The following is a 21,686-nucleotide window of genomic DNA, read 5'->3' as shown; positions in this document are numbered from 1 at the left end:
GACGACTGATGACCGACGGGAGGGCCACCGGTGGGGTATCGGGCACGCGACGGTGAGGAGCCGGTCGACCCGGCGCACGCCGAGGACGAGGCCGGGCAGGTTCCGCTGGTGCAGACGGCCGCGGACACCGACGTGCCGGCGCCCGCTCCCGGCGCGCCGAAGCCGGACGAGGTGACCGAGGACGACGGATCCGGCATGGCGGGCGGGGCGTCCGGCAGCAGTTCGGGCGGCTCCTCGATGCCGACCCACCCGGACGCGGCCCGTGGACCGGACGCGGCCCGCTGAACGGACGCGAGCCACGGAACGGACGCGAGCCACGGAACGGGCACAGGCCACCGAACCGACGCAGGTCGCTGATCGGGCACAGGCCACCGAACGTTTGCCGTCACCCGCTGCGGGCAGGAGTGCGACATGACCAGTGAACAGTCCTTCGGCCGCGCGGCCGGCGACGAACCCGACGGCGCGACCGCGTACGAGGCGTCCCTGCGCCCGCCGGGCGAATCCCTGCACACCACCGACGACACCGGCGACGACTTCGCCGACCTGCCCGCCGAGGACCGGCGGTCGGCACGGGAGGTCAGCCGCGCCGGTTACGACGTGGCGGCCGTCTCCGGCACCGGTGACCCGTCAGAGGAGCCGGAGGAGATCGAGGAGGGCCGGCCGCTGCGCTGAGCCGTGCGCGGGGCGGCGGCTGCGCCGCTCCGCGCCTCGGTCATGCCCCGGTTCGCCAGCGCGTCGGCGCGCTCGTTCTCCGGGTGACCGTTGTGGCCCTTCACCCACAGCCACGTCACGTCGTGCCGGGCGCACGCCGCCTCCAGCGTCTGCCACAGGTCGGCGTTCTTCACCGGCTGCTTCGCGGCGGTCAGCCAGCCGTTGCGCTTCCACGCGTTCAGCCAGCCGGTGATGCCGTTGCGCACGTACGTGCTGTCGGTGTGCAGCCGTACCGTGACCGGGCGGGTCAGGCTCTCCAGCGCCCGGATCGCGGCGGTCAGCTCCATCCGGTTGTTGGTGGTCGGGGTGGCCTCGCCGCCGCACAATTCCCGCTCGTGCCCGCCCCAGCGCAGCACCGCGCCCCAGCCGCCGGGCCCGGGATTGCCGCTGCACGCGCCGTCGGTCCAGATCTCCACGACCCGGCCGGTCTCCGCCTCCACCATGCCCGGCAACCTACCGGGTACGCGAGCACGCGGGACCACCCGACCCGCCGCGCCCGGCTAGCGTGCCGGCATGACCACTCCCCCGGACTTCGCCACGCTCTGCAACTTCCGTGACCTCGGTGGCTGGCGGACCGGCGACAGCCGCACCGTCGCCCGGGGCCGGCTCTACCGCTCCGACTCGCTGGCCAAGCTCGCCGGTGATGATCTGGAACGGTTCGCGGCGCTCGGCGTCCGCACCGTGATCGACCTGCGGTACCCGTGGGAGATCGCCGACCGCGGCCGGGCCCCGGAGAGTCTCGGCGTCACCTGGCACAACCTGAGCATCGAGCACCGCCCGCACGTGCAGGCCGACATCGACCCCGACGTGGACCCGTGGCGCCACCTGGCCGACCGGTACGCCGAGGTGGCCGAGGACGGCGTCGCCGAGCTGCGCCGGGCGCTCGAGGTGATCGCGGACGGCGAGCACCCGTTGGTGTTCCACTGCGCGTCCGGCAAGGACCGCACCGGGCTGCTCGCCGCGCTGGTGCTGTCCCTGCTCGGCGTGGACGACGACCAGATCGCGGCGGACTTCGCGCTCACCGAGCACGCCACCGACCGGCTGGTGGCCGAGTGGCGGGACCGCAACGGCGGGGCGACGCCGGGCTGGCCGGCGTACGGGCGGGCGCCGGCCGAGATCATCCGGCTGGTGCTGGCCGACCTGCGGGCCGCACACGGTACCGTGCGCGGCTACGTGACCGGCCGGCTCGGCGTCGGCGAGGAGACGATCGACGCGCTGCGCGCCCGGCTGCTCACCGGCACGAACCCGCTGCCCACCCAGGGCACCACCGGCAGTATGCCGACGACACTCACCCGCTGAGCGAAAAGCGGACGACGGCGGCCCGGCGGTCTGGCACGCTGCGGGATCGTGGACACACGGTGGGACGGCCTGCGGGCCGAGGTGCGGGCGACGGTCGACGAGCTGGTCTCCTCCGGCCGGGAGGCCGGTGTGCAGGTGGCCGCGTACCTGGACGGAACCGCGATCGTCACCGAGCACGCCGGGCTGGCCGACACCGTCACCGGCCGGCCGATGACCGCCGACACGCCCGTGCACGCGGTCTCCACCGGCAAGGGCCTCACCGCCACCGTGGTGCACGTGCTGGCCGAGCGGGGACGGCTCGACTACGACCTGCCGCTCGCCGCGGTGTGGCCCGAGTTCGGCCGGCACGGCAAGGGCGGCATCACGCTGCGGCACGTGCTCACCCACACCGCCGGCCTGCCCGCGCTGCCGGCCGACGTGACGCCCGAGGACTTCACCGACTGGGCTCGCATGTGCGAGCTGCTCGCCGACGCGCGACCGCTGTGGGCACCGGGCGAGCGGCTGGCGTACCACGCCTGGACGTGGGGCTGGCTGCTCGGCGAGGTGGTCCGGCGGGTCACCGGGGAGCCGGTGTCGCGGGTGCTCGCCGAGGAGGTGGCCGGGCCGCTCGGCGTGGACCGGGAGCTGTTCCTCGGCGTGCCGGAGGCGGACCTGCCCCGGCTGGCGCGGCTGGAGGACGCCGGCCTGTCCGCGCTGATGACCTGGGCCGGGGCCAACCTGCCGCACTTCGACGCGGTCGCCCCGCCCGCGGTGCGCCCGGACACCGTCATCGGTTCCCGCCCCGACGTGCTGCGCGCCGACGTGCCGTCGGTCGGCACGATGAGCGCCCGCGCGGTGGCCCGGATGTACGCGGCGCTGATCGGCCCGGTCGACGGGGTGCGACTGATCTCCGCCGAGCGGATGCGTGCGGTGTCCGCCCCGGCGGTACGCGCCCAGGAGTGGGTGTTCGGGCAGGAGAGCACGTTCGGGCTCGGGTACGCGGTCGACGACGACGGGTCGTTCGGCACCGCCGGTAGCGGCGGCAGCCTCGCGTTCGCGTACCCGGAAATGGGGTTGACGGTGGCGGCGGTGCGCAACCGGCTCGGCGCCGGTGACGGCGACCCGATGGAGCAACTGCGGACGCTCGTACGCGACCGCGTCACCGAGGCGACCGGCCGCCGATAGCCAGCGGGCCGGCCGCGACAGCTAGCGGCGCAGGCGGGCGCGCAACCGGCCGGCCGCGTCGCCGAGCACCGCGCCGGTCATCGGCAGCAGCGGGCTGGACCGCATCACCGCCAGGTCCTCCGCCGGGCTGGTCACGCCGTCGAGGAACCGCAGCACCCGCTCCGGCGGGTTGCGGTCGAACAGCCGCTCGAAGAACTCCACCCCGCCGACGTGGCCCCGGTCCAGCGCGCGCAGCGCCACCGCGTCCATCCACAGGTGCCGGCCCGGATACGCGGGCGCCGGCACCGGCGGGCGGCCCTCGGCGAGCGCCCGGGCCACCTGGTCGGCCTGGCGCAGCATCGCGGAGAACGTGAAGCCGGTGGACGGGCGGGTCGCCCCACCGGCGGTGCCCAGCCGCACCACCCGAGGGCTCGGGCGGGACTCGAACGGGCCGTCGGTCATCGGGATCACGCCGTCCTCGACCTCCCGCACCCGCAGCGCGGCCAGGTCCAGCCCGAGCAGGTCGGCGTAGGCGCACAGCGCCGCGTCGTAGCCCGCGTCGTCGAGCAGTTCCGGCCCGAACTCGGTGTACTCGACGAGCGCGAACCGGTCGTCGACCGGCAGCACGTACCCGAAGGACACGCCGCGCTCCGGCTGCGGCGTGCGGAAGTCCATCAGCACCGCCCGCTGCGGATCGAACGTCGGCCGGTCGGCGGCCAGCCACCAGCCCCGGAAGTGCTGCAACCATCTGGTCCGTCCCGGCCGCTTCGGCCGCCGGGGCCGCGAGTCGAGCACCCACCCGGCCCGCACCAGGTCCCGGCCGTCCGGGTCACGGACGACGACCCGCTCACCGTCGTCGCGCAGCTCCCCCGCCGGGGCGCTGATCCGAACCGCGTCCAGCCGCCGCTCGGCCGCGGCAGCCCGGTCGTAAACGGGGGCGGAGCGCAGCATGCCGTACCGCAGGGGGTCGAGCGTGAGGACTCGGCGCCCGGCGGGCGTGACCACGTCGACCTGCGACCAGCTCGCGCTCAGCAGCGGGTCCAGGTCGTCGCCGGGCAGACCCCAGAACGCCCAGGTGCGGTCCTGGCCGCGTTTGTGCACCGGGTCGACCACCGCGACCCGCAGCCCGGTCACGCCGTGCCGGTCCAGCGCGGCCAGGACCAGGGACGCGGCGCCGCCGCCGCCGACCAGCGCGAGGTCGACGTCGACCGGGAAGGATGCGTGCATCCGGCCACGCTGTCACATCGGCGGGCGCGGTCACCGGCCGACCCGCGCTCAGGCCACCGGGGCGGGCGCCTGCGGGGCCTGCTGGGCGTAGGCGGCGGCCACCGTCGCCCGGTCGAAGACCCGCCACGTCGCGGCGATCACCGCGACCGCCACGACGAAACCGGCCCAGTACGGGGCGGTGATGCCGAACCGGGCCGCCACCGCGCCACCGAGCAGCGCACCGACGCAGTTGCCGCCCGCGGCGACGAACAACGTGGTGCTGCCGACCCGGCCCATCAACGCCGGTGGGGTGAGCCGCTGCCGCAGCGAGTTCACCACGATGTTCCACAGCGCGCTGTGCGCCCCGAACGCGACCAGCGCGAACCCGACCACGACCGCGCTGCGGGACGCGGCGAGCGCCAGGTGCAGTCCCGCCTCGACCAGCAGCCCGGTCCGCACCGTCCAGGTGGGCGTGATCGCGGCGATCAGCCGGTCCCCCACCACCGAGCCGAGCACCCCGCCGACCGCCATGCAGGTGAACAACGCGCCGTAGCCGACCGAGCCGAGACCCAGCCGTTCGGTGGCCAGCAGCACCAGCACCGCCACCGCCGCGGTGAGCGTGACGTTGAGCAGGCCGATCAGCATCGTCATGGTGCGCAGCAGCCGCTGACTCCACAGCCAGCGGAACCCCTCCGCGACCTCCGCCCGCACCGACCGCCGCTCCGGAAGCGCGGGCCCGGCACGGTACGTCCCGGCGAGCAACCCGACCAGCACGGCGCTCAGCGCGTACGTGCCGGCGTTGAGCGCGAACGGCAGCGACGCCGCCACCACGAACAGGAACCCGCCGAGCGGGCCGGCGATCATGTTCTGCATCACCTGGGTGCCGCCGCCGAGCCACCCGTTGGCGCGTTCCAGCATCGAGCGCGGCACCACCGCGGGCAGCACCGCCTGCGCGGCGGTACGGAACACCACCTCGCCGGTGTTCACCACGAACAGCACCGCGTAGAGCAGCGCGATCCCGGCCCGGTCGGCGAGCATCGCCACCGCCAGCGCGGCGAGCGCGACGACGCGTACCCAGTCGATGAGCACCATCAGCCGCCGCCGGTCGACCCGGTCCGCGAGCACGCCGCCGGGTAGCGCGAAGAGCAGCCACGGCAGCCACGACACCGCCGCCCCGGCCGACACCACCAGCGGATCGTCGGTGATCGACGCCACGTACAGCGGCGCGGCGACTGTCGCCGTCCCGCTGCCCAGCGCGGACAGCGTGCTCGCCGTCCACAGTCGGGCGAAGCGCCCGCCGAGCCGTTCCCCCGTCACGGCGAGGCAACCTACCAGCGGCGATGAACGCTGCCGACCGGTTTATCCGGGGCGGCGGGTGTTGAGGCGGGCCGCCTGCCGGTTCAGGTGATCGCGTTCGGCCATGCTGGACGCTCGGCGGGCGGCCTCCGCGTACAGGCGCGCCGCCGTGTCCTGGTCGCCGTCGCGTTCGTGCAGGTACGCGGCCACCGCCGCGTACCTGGGCAGCGTGTCGTCGAGCGCCGCGAGCGCCGCCAGCCCGGCGCGCGGGCCGTCCGCCTCGCCGACCGCGACCGCCCGGTTGAGCCGGGCGATCGGGCTGCCGGTCAGGCGGACCAGTTCGTCGTACCACTCGACGATCTGCACCCAGTCGGTCTCGGTCGCGGTGGGCGCGTCGGCGTGCAGCGCCGCGATCGCGGCCTGGGCCTGGAACTCGCCCAGCCGGTCCCGGGACAGGGCGGTCTGCAGGATGCCCACACCCTCGGCGATCAGCGTGGTGTCCCACCGGCTGCGGTCCTGCTCGGCGAGCGGCACCAGGCTGCCGTCCGGCGCGGTCCGCCCGGCCCGGCGGGCGTGGTGCAGCAGCATGAGCGCGAGCAGCCCGGCCACCTCGGGGTGGTCGATCGCGGCGGCGAGCTGCCGGGTGAGCCGGATCGCCTCGGCCGCCAGGTCCACGTCGCCGGAGTAGCCCTCGTTGAACACCAGGTACAGCACCCGCAGCACGGTGGCGACGTCACCGGGCTGGTCGAACCGGACCCCGGAGACGGTGCGCTTGGCCCGGCTGATCCGCTGCGCCATGGTGGCCTCCGGCACCAGGTACGCCTGCGCGATCTGCCGGGTGGTGAGCCCGCCGACGGCGCGCAGCGTCAACGCGACGGCCGACGACGGGCTCAGCGACGGATGCGCGCAGAGGAAGTAGAGCCGCAGCGTGTCGTCCACGGCGGACACCGGGCCGGGCGGCGGCTCCTCGTCCACGAGGTCCTCGCGCCGGCGCCGGGCGGCCTCGGCACGAGCCACGTCGAGGAACCGTCGCCACGCCACTGTCACCAGCCAGCCGCGCGGGTCGCGGGGCATGTCGTCCGGCCAGACACGCAGCGCCTCGATCAGCGCGTCCTGCACGGCGTCCTCGGCCGCCGCGAAGTCGGCTCCGCGGCGGACGAGGACACCGAGCACACCCGGGATGAGGCTGCGGAGCGCGACCTCGTCCATCGGACGGGTCACTCCGTGATGGTGGGCGGCTCGGTCAGGAACGGGCGCAGCTCCAGCCACTCGTGGATCGGCTTGCCGCCCTGCCCCGGCGCGGCCGACAGTTCGGCGGCCAGTTCGAGCGCGCGCTCGTAGCTGTCCACGTCGATCACCATCCAGCCGGCGATCAGGTCCTTCGTCTCGGCGAACGGGCCGTCGGTGACCGGCGGGCGTCCCTCGCCGTCGTAGCGGACGAAGGTGCCCTCCGGGGCGAGCGCCTGACCGTCGACGTACTCGCCGCTCTCCTGCAGCCGCGCCGCGAACTCCTGCATGTATCGGATGTGCGCGGAGATCTCCTCCGGCGTCCACTTGTCGATCATCGGCATGTCGGACACCGGGGTCGGGCCGCCGCGGTAGTGCTTCAGGAGCAGGTACTTCATCTGTGTCTCCTCGTGGAGGGTGCGACCCATTCTGGCCGCGTTCACTTCGGGGACGAAGCCGCCCTGGCGTTCTCGACATCGGTGGCGGAGGAATCTCGGGCGTCACGTCGCGTAAGGCATCCTAGGAGGCTAGTTCTAATGGTCCGGGCCGCCTGCCCCCGTCGCGGCGGCCCGGACCCGTCAGCGGATCGTCCGGCCGTCAGCGGGCGGCGGTCCGGCGCAGGCCGGTGATCAGCACCGCGCCCGCGACCAGGTGCAACGCCACGAGCGTCAGCGTCGCCGCACTCCCCACTCCCCCGCCCAGCGGCCCGAGCAGCGACACCAGCAGCACCAGCACCGCGACCACCGTCCAGGCCGTCCGGGCGCGGGCGGTGAGCCGTTCCAGCAGGGCCAGCAGCGCCCAGCCGGCCAGTCCGGCGAGCAGCGTGCTCACCACCACTGCCACCGGCGTCACCCGCTGGTCCGTGGAGCCGCTGCGCGCGATCAACTCCACCCCGGCGACCGGTACCGCGACCAGCCAGCCCAGCAGCGCGACGGCGGTCGCCGCGAACACCGTCAGCAGGCGGTCCCGGCGGCGGTTCGGGCGGACGGCGACTGTCTGCAGCGTGTTCTCCATCGGTGACTCCTCCACATCGGGACGACTGCCGGAAACGCTAGGTCCGGCGGGCCGTCGCGCGGATCGGGCCGTGGAGCGGTTAGCGACTCCGTCGCCGGGACGACCACCGGCTCGGATCTCCGTCTGGCGACCGATGAGAAGCGGCGGCTCGGCGGCCTAGCATCCGGACATGAGGTGCGCGTCCCGGTCCCGGTTCCTGCTGCTGCTCGACGGCGGCATCGCCACCGTGAGCCTCGCCGTCTGCCTGCTCGCGCTACTGGCCTCCGACGCCCGCCCGGCCACGACCGGCGCGACCGCCGTCGCGGTCGGGCTCGCCGCGGCGCAGGCGAGCTGTCTGCTGTGGATCAGGCGCCACCCGGGGTACGCCCTCACCGTCGCCGCGCTGGCCGGCGTCGGCCTGGAGGCGCTCTGCCCGCAGCTCGGCTGGCTCGGCCTGGTCGCGGTGCCGATGGCGTACGTGGCCCGGCTGCGCCCGCCCCGGTACTCGCTCGTCGCGCTCGGGCTGCTGCTCGCGCCCACGCCGTGGAAGCTGGTCACCGGCGGCTGGCGGGACCTGCTGCTCGCGGTGACCGCGCTGGGCCTGAGCTGGACCCTCGGCGAGCTGCAGCGGGGCCAGGCACAGCGGCGCTGCGAGCGGGAGCGGCAGGTGCGCGCGGCCGAACGGGAGCGGATCTCCCGGGAACTGCACGACGTGGTCGCGCACCACGTCGCGGTCATCGCCGTACAGGCCGCCGCGGCCGAGGACGTGTTCGACGAGCAGCCCGCGCAGGCCCGCGCCGCGCTCGCCGCGATCGACACCGCGGCCCGGTCGGCGCTCACCGAACTACGGTCCATGCTGCACGCGCTCGCCGCCGACGACGGGTCCGATGCGGACGGGCCGCAGCCGGGACTGGCGCAGCTCGACGCGCTCGCCGACGCGGTACGGGCGGTCGGCCTGCCGGTGACGCTGCGGCGCGACGGCGACGGCAATGCGCTACCGGGCGGGGTGCAGCTGTCGGCGTACCGGATCGTGCAGGAGTCGCTGACCAACGCGCTGCGCCACGGGCACGCCACCCACGCCGACGTCGACGTGCGCTACCGCGACGGGGTGCTGCGGCTGGAGGTGGTCAACGACGGCCCGGCGCCCGCCCGCCGGCCCGGTACGAGCACCGGGCGCGGCATCGTCGGCATGCGGGAGCGGGCCCGGCTGCTCGGCGGCACGCTCGACGCCGGCCCACTGCCGGCCGGCGGGTTCCGGGTCCACGCACGACTGCCGGTCGGAGCGAGCCGGTGACCGTACGGGTGGTGGTCGCCGACGACCAGGAGCTGATCCGCGCCGGGTTGCGCACAGTCCTCGACGCGCGACCCGACCTGAGCGTGGTCGGCGAGGCGGCCGACGGCGTCGAGGCGGTCGCGGTGGCGACGCGTACGAGGCCGGACGTGGTGCTGATGGACGTGCGGATGCCCCGGCGCGACGGCATCGCCGCCACCCGCGACCTGGTGGCCGCCGGCAACCCGGCCCGGGTGGTCATGCTGACCACGTTCGACCTGGACGAGCACGTCTACGCCGCGCTGCGCGCCGGGGCGAGCGCGTTCCTGCTCAAGGACACCCGCCCGGCCGACCTCGCCGAGGCGGTACGCGTGGTGGCCCGGGGCGAGGCCCTGCTCGCGCCCACTGTGACCCGGCGGCTGCTGGACCGGTACGCCGACCGGCTGCCCGCGCCCGCGCCCACCGGCGGCGACGTGCTCGCCGCCCTGACCGCCCGCGAGCGGGAGGTGCTGACGCTCACCGCGCGGGCGCTGTCCAATGCGGAGATCGCCGCCCGGCTGCACCTGAGCACCGCCACCGTGAAGACCCACGTCTCGGCGATCCTCACCAAGCTGGGCATGCGCGACCGGATCCAGGCCGTGGTACTCGCGTACGACACCGGCCTGGTCCGGCCGGAGCCGCCGGTCCGGTAGGCGCCGAACCGGACACCGGACCCAGACGTGCCGAAGCCGGACGGTTCGCCGTCCGGCCTGGCCCGGCATGTCCGTCGTCTCGTGGCGGCAGGGAGCACACCGGACGGCAACGAAGATTTCTCAATTACCCCCAGTGACCGCCGCAACCCTCCTAGTGTTGGCCACACCGGTGCTCGTCACGGAGTTGGCCACCCGAACGACGTCCCACGCATACAGCGGACGAAAAGTGAGGGAAGACGCGGATGAAGGCACAGTCATTTCTCGGATCGGCGGCGTTCGGCGTGGGCCTCGGCGCACTGCTGCTCCCGGCCGCCGCGCTGGCGGACACCAGAGTCTCACCCGCCACCACCCCGGTCGGCGGCACCGTCGTGCTGACCACCACGTGCAACCCGAACGCCGGTGACGCGATCTTCCGGGTCACCGGCCCGGACCGGGACCAGAACGTCCGGTCCACCACGGCCGCCGCGGGCGGTGGCCTGAGCGCCGAACTGTTCACCGCCGGGTTCACGCTCGGCACGTACACGGTGGCCACCACCTGCGGCGACGGCAGCGACGGCGGTAGCGCCACGTTCACCGTCACCCCGATCGGCGGCGCGCAGGCCGGTGGCGGCGGGCGGGACGGCGACACCGGGGTGCTGATCGCCGGTGGCGTGCTGGCCGCCGGGGCGCTCGCCGGTGGCGCGTACGCGGTCATCCGCCGGCGTCGCGCGGGCGCCGCCGCCTGACCGGCTCGTCGAGCGGTCCGCCCGCGCCGGAGCATCCGGCGCGGGCGCCGCGTCCCTGTCGGACGGAGGCGGGATGCTGTCGGAGTCGCAGCGGCGGGCGCGCCTGCACGCCGTCGTCGTGGTCACCGCCGTCACCGTGGCCGCCGCCACGGGCGCCGGGCTGGTCTCGGCCGGGCTCGGCACCACGTCGGCGTCACCACCGCAGCCCGGCGCCTCCGCCGCGCCGGCGACCGAACGACCGGGTACGGCCGGCCCGGCACTCCCCCGCGCCACGCCGGTGCGGGTCACCATCCCCCGCATCGGCGTCGACGCCGAGATCGTCCCGGTCGCCACCGACGCCGACGGCGCGCTGGAGGTGCCGCCGCTGGAGCGCCCGGAGGTCACCGGCTGGTACCACCCCGGCCCCGCCCCTGGCCAGGCCGGCAATGCGGTGCTGGTCGGGCACGTCGACTCGCAGCACGGCCCGGCGGTCTTCTTCGACCTCGGGCGGCTGCGCGGCGGCGACACGATCCGGGTGCTGCGGGCCGACGGGCGGACCGCGACGTTCACGGTGGACGGAGTCGGGGCGTACCCGAAGGAGCGCTTCCCCACCACGCGGGTCTACGGCGGCGACGCGGCGGCGCGGTTGCGGCTGATCACGTGCGGCGGACGGTTCGACCCGCGTACCGGCAGCTACCCGGACAACATCGTCGTCTTCGCCACCGCGACCCGGTGACGCTCACCCGGCCAGGTCGGCCAGTTCCGCGTCGAGCAGCTCGGCCAGCAGCGCCACCCGGCCCGGGTCGTTGTCGGCGGTGATGTTCCGGCTGGGCATCTCGACAGTCATCAACAGGTAGAGATAGAGCCGGTACAGCCCGAGCCGCCGCCGCGCCCCGGCGTCCAGCGGGAACGGCGCCGCCGCCCGGTAGGCGCGTACCAGCGGGTCGTCCGGCTCGTCCTCGGCGCGGCGGAACAGCAGCGGCGACACCAGGTCCATCAGCGGGTCGCCCCACAGGTACCGCTCGCCGTCGACCAGACCGGTGAGCCGGGGTGTGCCGTCCGGCCCGTCGACGGCCAGCACGTTCCCGGCCCAGCCGTCGAAGTGCAGCAGCGCCGGACGGCGTACCGCGTCGAGCACCGCCGCGTGCCGCGCCACCAGCTCCCGGATCCGCGACGCGGGCACCGGCAGCGGCACCGACCAGTCCGCGGCGTCGGCGAGCATGTCGTCCACCATGGCCGTGTAGGCGCCCCGCCAGGTCGCGCCGGAGGCCCGGTCGCCGTCGTAGCCGTACCGCTCGCCGGTGACCGTGTGCAGCGCGGCGAGCGCGCGGCCGAACTCCGCGCGCAGCGGCCCGACGTCCGCGCCGGCCTGGGTCAGGTCCCAGAGGGTACGACCTGGTAGCCGCGCCATCAGCAGCCAGTCACCGAGGCCGGGGTCGGTGCCGTGGTGCAGCAGCGCGGGCGTGGGCACCCCTGGTGCGCGGTCGGCCACCAGGCGCAGGTAGTGCGCCTCCGCGCCGATCATGTCGCGTTCGTAGCGCAGCAGCGGCACGTGTGGCGGCGGACCGACCTTGAGCACCACCTCGCGGCCGTCGGTGAGGCGTACCCACCAGACGGCGGCGAACCCGCCACCGGTCAGCGGCCCGCAGGCGGCCACCTCGGCGCCGGGTCCGAGCGAGGCGGTCAGGTAGCGGCGGACCTGATCCGGGTCGAGGACACGCTGAGTCGGACTCACGCTCATGGTGCGGGGATCGTAGTGGCTGCGGCTGCGTTGTGGGCGCACCGATTGCGAAGACGCACGGCACCGGCCGGCGGCGCGACCGCTTCAGGCAAGAACCTCCCGCAGGGCCTCCAGCTCGGCCTCGGTGGCGCCGGCAGCCTGGAGATAGGCGGAGACCGAGCCGTGGTGGCTGCGGATCCACACCATGGCATGAAGCAGGTGCGCTGCGGTCACCGGGCGGGTGCCGTGTCCGATCGTCGCGCCGGCCGGCGATCCGGTGAGGTCCAGAGCGGCGTTCGAACGCAGGAAGTCCTGGGTGACCTCCGCATCGGAGGCGTTCAGGAGGGTCTGGATGACGGCGACGACGACTCCGGTGCGGTCCTTGCCGGAGGCGCAGTGGACCAGGGCAGGTAGTGCGCCGGGGGTGACGAGCTGCCGGATGATCGCGACGGTGGCACGACCGGCCTGCTCAGCCATGTACGGGTACAGCGCCACCTGGTCGTCCGGCCAGCTCTGCTCGGTGAACACCGGAAAGTGCCGGTGCTCGACGTCGAGACCCGCACACCGGTCCGGCCGGTCGGCCACCTCTCGGATGCTGCGGAGGTCGATGACCGTGCGTAGCCCGAGATCCTCCAGCTCCCGGGCACCCCCTGGCGTCAGGAGATGCAGGGCGCCAGAGCGATACAGGACCCCACGGCGCAACGATCCGACGCCGCCTGCGTCGCGGAGGTTCCGGACGCCGGAACCGCCGGTGGTGGCGTCGGCCGTGGCCCCACGAGTGATCATGGAGGCGACTATACGACTGTCCCGTCCGGGATTCCCCCGGCCTACCGGCGGCGAGGGCGGTCGTGGTGTGGGAGAGAATCGCCGGGTGGCGAGACGGAAGGCGCGCGAGGGCGCGGGTGAAGGGCCGGCGGCCTGCCCGTGCGGCACCGGCCGGCCGTACGCGGACTGCTGCGCCCCGGTACACCGGGGCGAGGCGACGGCGGCGACCGCGGAGGCGCTGATGCGGTCCCGGTTCAGCGCGTTCGCGCTCGGCGACGCCGCCTACCTGCGGCACAGCTGGCACTCCACCACCCGCCCGGAGCGGCTGGAGCTGGAACCGGGCACCCGCTGGACCCGGCTGGAGATCGTGGAGACCGCGCAGGGCGGCCTGTTCGACAGCGCCGGCACGGTCCGGTTCCGGGCGCACTACCGCGAGGACGGCCGGGCGGGCGTGCTGGCCGAGCACAGCCGCTTCGCCCGCGAGGACGGCCGCTGGGTCTACCTCGACGCGCTGCCCGAGTGACGGTCAGGCAGCGCGGCGCGGGCACGGTCAGGGCGGGCGTGGGTCAGGCCGGGCGCGGGGTGGGCTGGGCCAGCTCGGCGATCTCGCGCGGCAGCTGGGACAGCGCCCGGTTGAACTGGGCCGGCCCGACCACCCGGTGCAGCGCCTGCAACACCGCCCGGGCGCCGCGCTCGGCGTCGGACGGTGTCGCGCCGGAGCGCTCGGCGACCCGGCGCAGGAACTCCTCGTACCCGAAGACCTCGGGATCTTCGACCCGGGCGCGGGCCAGCAGCGGGCGCAACTCGTGCGCGACGTGCGCGGACAGGTCGTCGGCCTCGCCGCCGCTGACGCGTTCGGCGAGCGTGCGCAGCGTCGCCTCGGTCAGCGCGCGGGCCGTCTCCACCGGCACGCCGGCGCGGGCGGAGACCCGCGCGTAGAACTCCGGTTCGGCCATCGTCGGTCCTCCCGTCGCAACGGCAGCGTGGCTACCCGCCGCCGGCCGCGGCAAACACCGCCGCGCCACCGGCCCCGGCGGGTACGGGCTCAGGCCAGGGCCCGCGCCGCCGAGACGATCGCGCCCACACCGATGCCGGCCCGGTCGAGCTGCTGGGCGGGGGTGCCGGAGCCGGGCAGCCCGCGTACCGCCAGGTGGTTGACCCGGGCCGGTTCCCCCAGGTCGGCGAGCGCCTCCAGCACGGCCGAGCCCAGCCCGCCCTCCGGGTAGTGGTCCTCTACCACGACCAGCCGCCCGCCGGTCTCCACGACGGCCTCGGCCAGGCGCTGCCGGTCCACCGGCTTGATCGAGTACAGGTCGATCACGCGGGCGTCGATGCCCTCGCGGGTCAGCTCCTCGGCGGCGGCGAGGCACAGGTGCACCGTCACGCCGGTGCCCAGCAGCGCCACGTCCCCTCCGTCGCGCACCATCCGGCTGCCGCCGATCGGGAACGGCTCGGCGTCGTCGTAGAGCACCGGGTACTTGCCGCGCGTGGTGCGCAGGTAGCTCACCCCCGGGTGGTCGGGCATCTGGGCGACGAGGGCCGCGCAGGAGACCGCGTCGGCCGGGCAGAGCACCGTGGAGCCGGGCACCGCGCGCAGCGCGGCGATGTCCTCCAGCCCCATCTGGGACGGACCGTCCGGGCCGATCTCCACCCCGGCGTGCGAGCCGACGAGCGCGATGTCGGCGCGCGACACGCCCGCCATCCGGATGAAGTCGTACGCACGGGACCAGAACGCGGCGAACGTCGCCGCGAAGGGCCGGTAACCGCGTACCGCCATGCCCACCGCCGCGGCGGCGAGCTGCTGCTCGGCGATGAACATCTGGAAGAACCGATCCCGGTACGCGGCGGCGAAGCGCTCCGCGCGGGTGGAGTCGCTGACTTCGCCGTCGAGCGCGACCACGTCGGGCCGGGCCGCGCCGAGGGCGTGCAGCGCGTCGCCGTACGCGTCCCGGGTGGCGACCTTCGCGCCGCGGGAGTACGTCGGCAGTTCCGGTTGCCGGATCTGCGGCGCGGCGGCCCGGGGCGCGGGTGGTGGTTTCGGTCCGGCGACCCGGATGCGCCGGGGACCGCCGAGCGCCCGCACGGCGCGTTCGGCCAGCTCCGGGTCGAACGGCTTGCCGTGCCAGGCCGGGTCGTTCTCCACCTCGGGCACGCCCTTGCCCTTGACCGTGCGGGCCAGCACCACAGTGGGCCCGGTCGCCTCCCGCGCCTGCCCGTACGCCTCGTCGATCGCGCCCAGATCGTGGCCGTCGACGAGGATCGCGTGGCAGCCGAACGCCTCGACGCGCCGCCGGTAGGTGTCCAGGTCCCACTCCAGCTCGGTGGGGCCGCGCTGGCCGAATCGGTTGACGTCGACGATCGTGGTGAGGTTGCGCAGCCCGTAGTGGCCGGCCTTGTCCAGCGCCTCCCACACCGATCCCTCGGCGGTCTCGCTGTCGCCGCAGAGCACCCAGACGTGCGCGGGCGACCGGTCGAGGTACTGGGCGGCCAGCGCCACGCCGACGCCGACCGGCAGTCCCTGCCCGAGCGAGCCGGTGGCCACGTCCACCCAGGGAAGGACCGGCGTCGGGTGGCCCTGCAGCCGCGACCCGGACCGCCGGTACGTCTCCAGCAGCTCCTGCTCGCTGATCGCGCCGGTGGACCGGAACACCGCGTACAGCAGCGGGGAGGCGTGCCCCTTGGAGAAGATCAGGTGGTCGTTGCCCGGGTTGCCCGGGTAGGACCAGTCGTAGCGCAGGTGCCGGGCGACGAGCACGGCGAGCAGGTCGGCGGCGGAGAGGCTGGACGTGGGGTGCCCGGAGCCGGCCGCCGTGCTGCACCGGATCGCGTCCACACGCAGTTGGGCAGCCAGCTCCGCCAGCCCGGACAGCTCCTCGTCGCGCAGCGTGCGCTCTGCTTCCAACGTCACCGCGATCGTCTCCCGGGGTAGCCGATTTCCGGACCCACGCTAGGCCGCGAACGCGACCATTGGTCCCTTTTCTGCTGATTCACGCTCGACCGGTGAGCAGCCAGAGGGCCACCAGCAGGTACGGCAGCACCGCGACCGCGAAGGCCGCCGGATTGCCGACCGCGCCGGCGAGCAGCCCGTACCCGCCGTAGAAGGCGACAACGGTCAGGTCGGTGGCCATCCCGGCCATCGACGTGACGGTGGCCCGGGCCGACCCGGCGATCCGGGCCTGGAGCCGCACATCGGCGAGCACGGTGGCCAGCTGGAACGCCGCGAACGCCGCCGCCAGCAGCAGAAACCCGGCCGGGTGCCGCAGCAGCGCCCCGGCCGCCGTCGCTCCCGCCGCGAACACCAGCAGACCGGCGTACCCCCGGTGGGACAGCCGCTCGCCCAGCGGCGCGAGCAGCCCGCCCACAGTCATCCCGACCCACACCAGCAGGAGCAGCAGCGGTACGCCCACCTCGGCCATGCCGGTGTCGGCGGCCAGCAGCCCGGTGTACTCGTCCAGCCCACCCCAGATCGCGGTCACGGCCGCGACCATCAGCACGGCGGCGCGGACGCGGCGGTCGGCGCGCACCTCGCCGAGGCCCCGGCGCAGACTGTCCAGCCAGCCGGGCTCGTCGTCGTCCGGCCCCTCCCCCGGCGCGGCACCCGCGCGCGCCCCGTCCGGCGCGGCGCCCGGGAGCGGCGCGACCGGCGATGGGCGGTGTTCCGGGAAGCGGGCCGCGACGGCCGCCGCCAGCAGGCACGTCGCCACGCTCGCCGCGCCGACAGCGAGGTAGCCGCCGAGCGCGAACACCGGCCCGGCGAGCACCCCGGACCCGACCGCGCCGAGCACCTCGGCGGTGCGGGTCCGGCCGATCAGCCGGGCGTACCGGTCAGTCGCGTCGAGGCGTTCCAGCTCGGTGAAGACGAGCGCCTCCAGCGCGCCGGAGCGCAGCGCGCCACCGGCGCCCCAGAGCAGGAACCCCACGGCGAAAGCCGCGTACGACGGCAGCAGCACCCAGAGCGCGAACCCGCCCGCGGCCAGCAGCGGCGCCAGGCACAGCAGCAGGCGACGCGACACCGCGTCGGCCCACACGCCGGAGGGCACCTCCAGCACGATGCCGGCGACCGCCCAGAGCACGAACAGCGAGGAGATCTGCCCGACCGACAACCCCGTGTCGGCGAACAGCAGCACGTAGAGCGGGTAGAGCAGGACGAGGTCGGTGAGGAACGCGTACCCGTAGAGCGTCGCCGCCAGACGGCGGGTCGCGGGCACGCGGGCAGGAGCGACGAGCATGGAACCTTCCCACGGGACGTGACGGACACCGGTCGGTATGCACGGCGTCCGCGGCGGCCCGCGGCCTCGTCGTTCAGGAAGGCATCAACATCGCCAGGTCATGCCGGGATCCTATCCGCCGCGAGGCGCCCGGATGGTCCCCCGGCGGGCACGCGATCGGGGCGGGACCGTGCGGTCCCGCCCCGATCCGTCACCGCTGTCGGGTCAGCGGCGGAGCTTGTCCACGTCGGCCTGCGGAATGACCATGGTGGCCTCGCTGTCCGCGGCCTGCTCGGCCGTCGGCTGGCGCGGCGTGGTCGGCTGCGTGCGCTCGGAGTCCGCGTACGCCGGGATGTGCTGCGTGGCCTCCACGCCCGCCTGCGACGGCACCGGCTCGGTGGCGTCCGCACCGGCGGCCGGCTGGGTGCCCGGGTACGCCGGGACCGGCTGCGTACGGTCCGCCTCGGCGTCGCGGCTCACCGGCTGGGTCAGCTCGGAATCCGCGTACGGGCCGCCGGCGGCCAGGCGGGCCTCGACGTCACGCCGGCCGGCCTGGTACGCGCGGGCGTGCGTGGCGATGGTGCGCGACTCCTCCTCGGCCCGGGTCAGCCAGTTCTCCCAGCGGCTCTGCATCGGCCGGACCAGCCCGCCGCCGACACCGACGACCAGGATGCCGCCGACGGTGGCGAGCACCGCGATCAGCACCGGGGTGGTGACGGTGGTGGCGACGCCGATCTGGTTGAGCGCGGCGATGACACCGAGGCCCAGGATGAACACCGAGGCGAGGTTGGCCAGCACCCGGCCGTACGAGAGGCCGCCGAGCGCGCTGGAGATGATGTCCTTCACCGCGCGGGCGATGGCCGCGGCGACCACCACGATGACGATGGCGACGAACGCCCGGGGCAGCCAGGCGATCACGCCGGCGATCAGGTCGGAGATGGGGTTCGGGCCCCAGATGCCGAACGCGAGCTGCAGCGTGACCAGCAGCACGCCGTAGTAGGCCAGCTTCGCGACGATGTCGCTGGCGTCGTACTTCGAGCGGGCCAGCGCGGTCTTGATCCCGCCGCGCTCGACGGCCCGGTCGAAGTGGACCCGCTCCAGGACCTTGTCCACGAGCTTCAGCACGGCCTTGGCGATCAGCCAGCCGACGATCAGGATCGCGACGAACGCGACCGCCTTGGGCAGGAACAGCATCACCGAACGGAACGCGTCGCCCACCGCGTCCCCGAAGTTGTCTCTCATCGAAGGGCCTCCACGTACGTGGTCCAGGTTTGTTCGGGTGGGGCTACCCGGACCCGCGCGCGGGGAAACGCGGTCAGCCTCCGGGGCAGCGGTAGACGACGCGCGTGCTGGCCTGCGCCGTCGACGGTTCGACGATGTTGACGGTGGCGATCCCGGTGGTCGTCCCGACCCCGGTGAACGTCCACTTGAGGGTGAGGGCCGCCGTCTGCTGCCCGCTGCCGACCCGCTCGGTGAGCACGGCGCCGGGCGGCGCGTCGGAGCGGAACCACTGGTATCTGATCGTCCCGCCGCGCCCGTTGGTGCGCACGGTGGCCACCACGTCGACTGTCACGTCGCAGGCCACACCGGCCGGCCGGGGCACCGCCACGGCGACCCCCTCGACCTCCAGCGGGCGCAGCCGCTGCCACAGGTAGAGGCCGACCGCCAGCAGCAGCACCACGGTGAGCAGCGTGGACAGCACCGAGACGACGCGACGCCAGACCGGGCGCGGGCGGATCGGCGGTGCGGTGGGCCAGGGCGGCGCGGGCGGCGGCGTGGCCGGCACGCCCGGCCCGAAGCGCAGCTCGCCCCCGGGGGCCGGCACGCCACTCACCGCCCGCGCGTCAGCGGTCCGATCCGGGTACGCCCCGGCGCCCGTCGCCGCCGTCCCGGTGGGTTGGCCCTGATGCGGTACGCCGGTGGGCTGCCACGACGCGGTGGGCTGCCATGATGCGGTCGGTTCCGCGCCGGGGCGCTGGGTCGGCCCCGCCGTCGGACGCGGGTAGACGGTGGCCTGCCCGGTCGTGTTTCCCGGGCGCAGGTGAACCGTCGCCTCATCCATCGGATCCGCCGGAGCCGGACGCAGACTCACAGTCGGCTCGCCGGCCGCGCTGTCCGGGGTCGCGCGAAAGTGAACCGTCGCCTCACCCGCGCTGTCGCCCGGGGCCGGACGCAGGCTCACGGTCGGCTCCCCCACCTCACTCCCGGGTGCCGCGGGGAGATGGACCGTCGCCTCGCCCGCCTCGTCTGCCCGGCCCGGACGCAGGTGCACGGTCGGCTCCGCGCGGTCGATCACGAGCGCCGTCGTCGGCTCCGCGCGCTCGACCGCACGCGGCATCGTCGCGTCGGCGTCGGCGTCGGCTCGGGGCCGGGCGAGGTGGACCGTGGGGTCGGCGGAGTCCGCGTCCCCGGCGATCGGCAGGGCGCGGGTGGGCAGCGCCTCGGTGGGCTCGTCGGGGCGGGTCACGCCGACCGTCCCCGGGACGGGCTGCGGTGCGGGGCAGCGGGCACTGTCGTACTCCTAGCCGGGGGTGCAGTCGTGGTAGAGCGTCACGTACACCGGTGCCGCCGAGATGGTCGCGTTGCCGGCGGCGTCGGCGGCGGTGACCCGGACGGGGATGCGGGCGCTGCGCCTGGGCGTGGACAGCGGGCCGAGCGTGCCGGTGAACACGCCGCGCCCGGCGGCGGACATCCGGATCGTGCCGGTGGCGCCGTCGAGGGTGTAGCCGAACGTGACAGTCAGCGCGGCGGGGCCGCTGCGGTCGTCGGTCACGGTGGCGATGACGGTGCTGCTCTTGGCGCCGTAGGGGCAGCCCTTCGGGTCCAGCTCGCCCGGGTCGGCCCGGACGCCGTCCACGACCGGCGCTGTCACGTCCGGTGGCGGCGGGCTGGTGGTCCGCGACGCGCTGGGGGTGGGCGTGCCGGTGCGGGTCGGCGTCCCTGTCGGATCGGGGGTGGCCGACGGCGCCGGAGGTGGCGGCGCGGCGGACGCGGTGGACGGGCCGGGCGTCGGCGACGGGCTCCGCGACTCGGCGCCGGTCGGATCCGGTGTGGGTGCGCCGGTGGTGGCGGGACCGGCGCTCGCCGGGCCGGCCGGGCCCGCGGCGGGCGTGCCGTCGTGGGCGGCGTAGCTGTAGCCGGCGCCCCCGGCCAGGACGGCGGCGACCAGGGCACCGGCGGCGAGCGCGGTACGGGTGCGGCCACCGCGGAACCGTCCGCCCCGGCCGGCGGTGGTGCCCAGCGCGGTGTGTGCCACCGCGGTGGCGCCCTCGGCCCGGTCCGGGAACGGCCACAGCGCGGCGAGCAGCACCGCACGCCGGGCCAGCTCACGCAGCCCTCGTTCCTCCCAGTCGCCGTCGTAGCCGCTACCGGCGACACGTTCCAGCAGGTCCAGGAACGCCTCGGCGGACGGCGGGCGGTCGTCGGGGCGTTTGGCCATGCCGTGGCGCAGCAGCTCGTGCACCGGCGGGGGCGCCGCCTCGGTGGGGATCGGCGCGCTGGCGTGCTGGTCGCGCAGGGAGAGCAGGTCCGGTCCCTGGTACGGGGGCCGGCCGGTGAGGCACTCGAAGAACGTGGCGGTGGCGGCGTAGACGTCGCACGCCGGGCTGGCCGGGGCGCCGGTCCACTGCTCGGGGGCCATGTAGCGGGGTGTGCCGGACACCGTGGTGTCGGAGCCCTGGCCGATCGGCATGGCGATGCCGAAGTCGGCGAGTTTGCTCAGCCCGGCGCCAGTGACCAGCACGTTCTCCGGTTTGTAGTCGCGGTGCACGACGCCGTGGGCATGCGCGGCGGCCAGGCCGGCGAGTGAGCCCTTGAGGACGCAGAGCGCGGCCTCGGGGGTGGTCGGGCCGTGCGCGCGCAGCATCTGGCGCAGCGAGACGCCGTCGACCAGCTCCATCACGATGGCCGCGCCGTCCGGGCTCTCCACGTACTCGTAGAGGCGGCTGACGTGCGGGTCGTCGATCTCGCCGAGTAGCCGGGCCTCGGTGCGGAACGCGGTCCGGAACGCCGAGTCCTCGCCCAGGTCGCGGACCAGGTACTTGATCGCGACCGGGGTGCCGGTCGGGTCGTGGGTGGCGAGCACGACGCTGCCCGACGCGCCCGCGCCGAGCCGGCGGACCGGCGTGTATCCGGACAGTTCCCAGCCGCTCATGCGACAGACTCCACGGCGTCCCACGGGCGGGTGTCGGACGCCGCCTCGCTCGTCATTCTGACCGTGGCGCAGCCGCCGGCCATCGCCGCAACGGCTGCTTCCGGACGCCGGTCGGCGCCCGGCAGGTGGTCGGTATCGGACACACCGCCACGAGTACCAGACCCCGGCAACCTCCCCCGCCCACTTCCGCCCCGTCGATCATGAAGTTGACGGGGACAAAGGGGACTGATATCGCCGCCAACCTCATGATCGACGGGGCGGAAGTGGGCGGGGAGAGGGCGCGGCGTCAGCGGCGGCGG

Annotated in this window: 23 protein-coding genes; 9 read left to right on the top strand and 14 right to left on the bottom strand. The window is 74.9% G+C overall.

All coding sequences use genetic code 11. The annotated features are described in order from the left end of the window. Positions 1 to 30 precede the first annotated feature (30 nt). Both F8279_RS23050 and F8279_RS23045 read left to right on the top strand, forming a co-directional pair. Positions 31 to 285 (top strand): preprotein translocase YidC, encoded by a 255-nt coding sequence (locus F8279_RS23050; RefSeq protein WP_091418337.1) that lies wholly within the window; start codon positions 31 to 33, stop codon positions 283 to 285. A 126-nt stretch (positions 286 to 411) separates the two neighbouring features. Next, positions 412 to 672, top strand: a complete 261-nt coding sequence (locus F8279_RS23045) for a hypothetical protein (protein WP_091418334.1) — start codon at positions 412 to 414, stop codon at positions 670 to 672. Here the strand turns inward: F8279_RS23045 and rnhA are convergent. Beyond that, positions 591 to 1,154, bottom strand: coding sequence for a ribonuclease HI (gene rnhA / locus F8279_RS23040; protein ID WP_091418332.1), 564 nt, complete (start codon positions 1,152 to 1,154; stop codon positions 591 to 593). The genes F8279_RS23045 and rnhA overlap by 82 nt on opposite strands. Positions 1,155 to 1,224: 70 nt before the next feature. Between rnhA and F8279_RS23035 the strand changes: the two genes are divergently transcribed. Then, positions 1,225 to 2,010, top strand: a complete 786-nt coding sequence (locus F8279_RS23035; protein WP_151501025.1) for a tyrosine-protein phosphatase — start codon at positions 1,225 to 1,227, stop codon at positions 2,008 to 2,010. A gap of 48 nt (positions 2,011 to 2,058) precedes the next feature. Beyond that, entirely contained in the window at positions 2,059 to 3,174 is a 1,116-nt protein-coding gene (locus tag F8279_RS23030) for a serine hydrolase (RefSeq protein WP_192580752.1), read from the top strand. Between the two features lie 21 nt (positions 3,175 to 3,195). On the opposite strand, the gene F8279_RS23025 is transcribed toward F8279_RS23030, so the two are convergent. From F8279_RS23025 to F8279_RS23005, 5 genes are all read right to left on the bottom strand, one after another. Continuing rightward, positions 3,196 to 4,380: a lycopene cyclase family protein gene (locus F8279_RS23025; RefSeq protein ID WP_151501023.1), complete on the bottom strand. Its 1,185-nt coding sequence runs from the start codon at positions 4,378 to 4,380 to the stop codon at positions 3,196 to 3,198. Between the two features lie 48 nt (positions 4,381 to 4,428). Then, a complete protein-coding gene (locus F8279_RS23020) occupies positions 4,429 to 5,676 on the bottom strand; it encodes an MFS transporter (protein WP_151501022.1) in 1,248 nt (415 codons plus the stop codon). A 42-nt stretch (positions 5,677 to 5,718) separates the two neighbouring features. Next, positions 5,719 to 6,864 carry an RNA polymerase sigma factor gene (locus tag F8279_RS23015; RefSeq protein ID WP_151501026.1) on the bottom strand — a complete coding sequence of 382 codons (1,146 nt, stop codon included), beginning with the start codon at positions 6,862 to 6,864 and terminating at the stop codon, positions 5,719 to 5,721. 8 nt (positions 6,865 to 6,872) lie between these two features. Continuing rightward, entirely contained in the window at positions 6,873 to 7,280 is a 408-nt protein-coding gene (locus tag F8279_RS23010; RefSeq protein WP_091418318.1) for a YciI family protein, read from the bottom strand. A gap of 199 nt (positions 7,281 to 7,479) precedes the next feature. Beyond that, the gene (locus tag F8279_RS23005) at positions 7,480 to 7,896 is read right to left on the bottom strand and encodes a DUF6069 family protein (protein ID WP_151501021.1); all 417 of its coding nucleotides are present in this window, start codon (positions 7,894 to 7,896) and stop codon (positions 7,480 to 7,482) included. A 169-nt stretch (positions 7,897 to 8,065) separates the two neighbouring features. On the opposite strand from F8279_RS23005, the gene F8279_RS23000 reads away from it, so the two are divergent. From F8279_RS23000 to F8279_RS22985, 4 genes are all read left to right on the top strand, one after another. Next, the gene (locus tag F8279_RS23000) at positions 8,066 to 9,169 is read left to right on the top strand and encodes a sensor histidine kinase (RefSeq protein WP_151501020.1); all 1,104 of its coding nucleotides are present in this window, start codon (positions 8,066 to 8,068) and stop codon (positions 9,167 to 9,169) included. After that, positions 9,166 to 9,837, top strand: a complete 672-nt coding sequence (locus F8279_RS22995) for a response regulator transcription factor (protein WP_151501019.1) — start codon at positions 9,166 to 9,168, stop codon at positions 9,835 to 9,837. The genes F8279_RS23000 and F8279_RS22995 overlap by 4 nt, the downstream gene beginning before the upstream one ends. A gap of 242 nt (positions 9,838 to 10,079) precedes the next feature. Beyond that, positions 10,080 to 10,562 carry a hypothetical protein gene (locus F8279_RS22990; RefSeq protein WP_091418309.1) on the top strand — a complete coding sequence of 161 codons (483 nt, stop codon included), beginning with the start codon at positions 10,080 to 10,082 and terminating at the stop codon, positions 10,560 to 10,562. Between the two features lie 73 nt (positions 10,563 to 10,635). Next, positions 10,636 to 11,277 (top strand): class F sortase, encoded by a 642-nt coding sequence (locus F8279_RS22985; RefSeq protein WP_151501018.1) that lies wholly within the window; start codon positions 10,636 to 10,638, stop codon positions 11,275 to 11,277. Positions 11,278 to 11,280: 3 nt separating this feature from the next. Here F8279_RS22985 and F8279_RS22980 read toward each other — a convergent pair whose 3' ends face one another. Then, positions 11,281 to 12,282: a phosphotransferase family protein gene (locus tag F8279_RS22980; protein WP_151501017.1), complete on the bottom strand. Its 1,002-nt coding sequence runs from the start codon at positions 12,280 to 12,282 to the stop codon at positions 11,281 to 11,283. A gap of 84 nt (positions 12,283 to 12,366) precedes the next feature. Continuing rightward, positions 12,367 to 13,047 carry a tyrosine-protein phosphatase gene (locus F8279_RS22975; protein WP_151501016.1) on the bottom strand — a complete coding sequence of 227 codons (681 nt, stop codon included), beginning with the start codon at positions 13,045 to 13,047 and terminating at the stop codon, positions 12,367 to 12,369. An 85-nt stretch (positions 13,048 to 13,132) separates the two neighbouring features. Here F8279_RS22975 and F8279_RS22970 point away from each other — a divergent pair, with 85 nt between their 5' ends. Further along, on the top strand, positions 13,133 to 13,549 hold the full coding sequence (locus tag F8279_RS22970; protein ID WP_151501015.1) for a YchJ family protein: 417 nt from the start codon (positions 13,133 to 13,135) through the stop codon (positions 13,547 to 13,549). 43 nt (positions 13,550 to 13,592) lie between these two features. Here the strand turns inward: F8279_RS22970 and F8279_RS22965 are convergent, their stop codons facing one another. From F8279_RS22965 to F8279_RS22940, 6 genes are all read right to left on the bottom strand, one after another. Then, positions 13,593 to 13,982 (bottom strand): DUF2267 domain-containing protein, encoded by a 390-nt coding sequence (locus F8279_RS22965; RefSeq protein ID WP_151501014.1) that lies wholly within the window; start codon positions 13,980 to 13,982, stop codon positions 13,593 to 13,595. A gap of 89 nt (positions 13,983 to 14,071) precedes the next feature. After that, positions 14,072 to 15,934, bottom strand: a complete 1,863-nt coding sequence (locus F8279_RS22960) for a transketolase (RefSeq protein ID WP_151501013.1) — start codon at positions 15,932 to 15,934, stop codon at positions 14,072 to 14,074. Between the two features lie 79 nt (positions 15,935 to 16,013). After that, positions 16,014 to 17,255 (bottom strand): MFS transporter, encoded by a 1,242-nt coding sequence (locus F8279_RS22955; RefSeq protein ID WP_151501012.1) that lies wholly within the window; start codon positions 17,253 to 17,255, stop codon positions 16,014 to 16,016. A 204-nt stretch (positions 17,256 to 17,459) separates the two neighbouring features. Then, complete coding sequence (locus tag F8279_RS22950; RefSeq protein WP_151501011.1) at positions 17,460 to 18,476, bottom strand: hypothetical protein; 1,017 nt, start codon at positions 18,474 to 18,476, stop codon at positions 17,460 to 17,462. A gap of 73 nt (positions 18,477 to 18,549) precedes the next feature. Beyond that, complete coding sequence (locus F8279_RS22945; RefSeq protein ID WP_151501010.1) at positions 18,550 to 19,701, bottom strand: hypothetical protein; 1,152 nt, start codon at positions 19,699 to 19,701, stop codon at positions 18,550 to 18,552. Positions 19,702 to 19,755: 54 nt separating this feature from the next. After that, positions 19,756 to 21,387 (bottom strand): serine/threonine-protein kinase, encoded by a 1,632-nt coding sequence (locus F8279_RS22940; RefSeq protein ID WP_151501009.1) that lies wholly within the window; start codon positions 21,385 to 21,387, stop codon positions 19,756 to 19,758. Between the last annotated feature and the right edge of the window lie 299 nt (positions 21,388 to 21,686).

It is taken from the genome of Micromonospora sp. AMSO1212t (assembly GCF_008868145.1).
GTDB classification, from domain to species: Bacteria; Actinomycetota; Actinomycetes; order Mycobacteriales; family Micromonosporaceae; genus Micromonospora; species Micromonospora tulbaghiae.
Note: the sequence above shows the minus strand (reverse complement) of the source record. Positions and strands in the feature narration are given on the sequence as shown.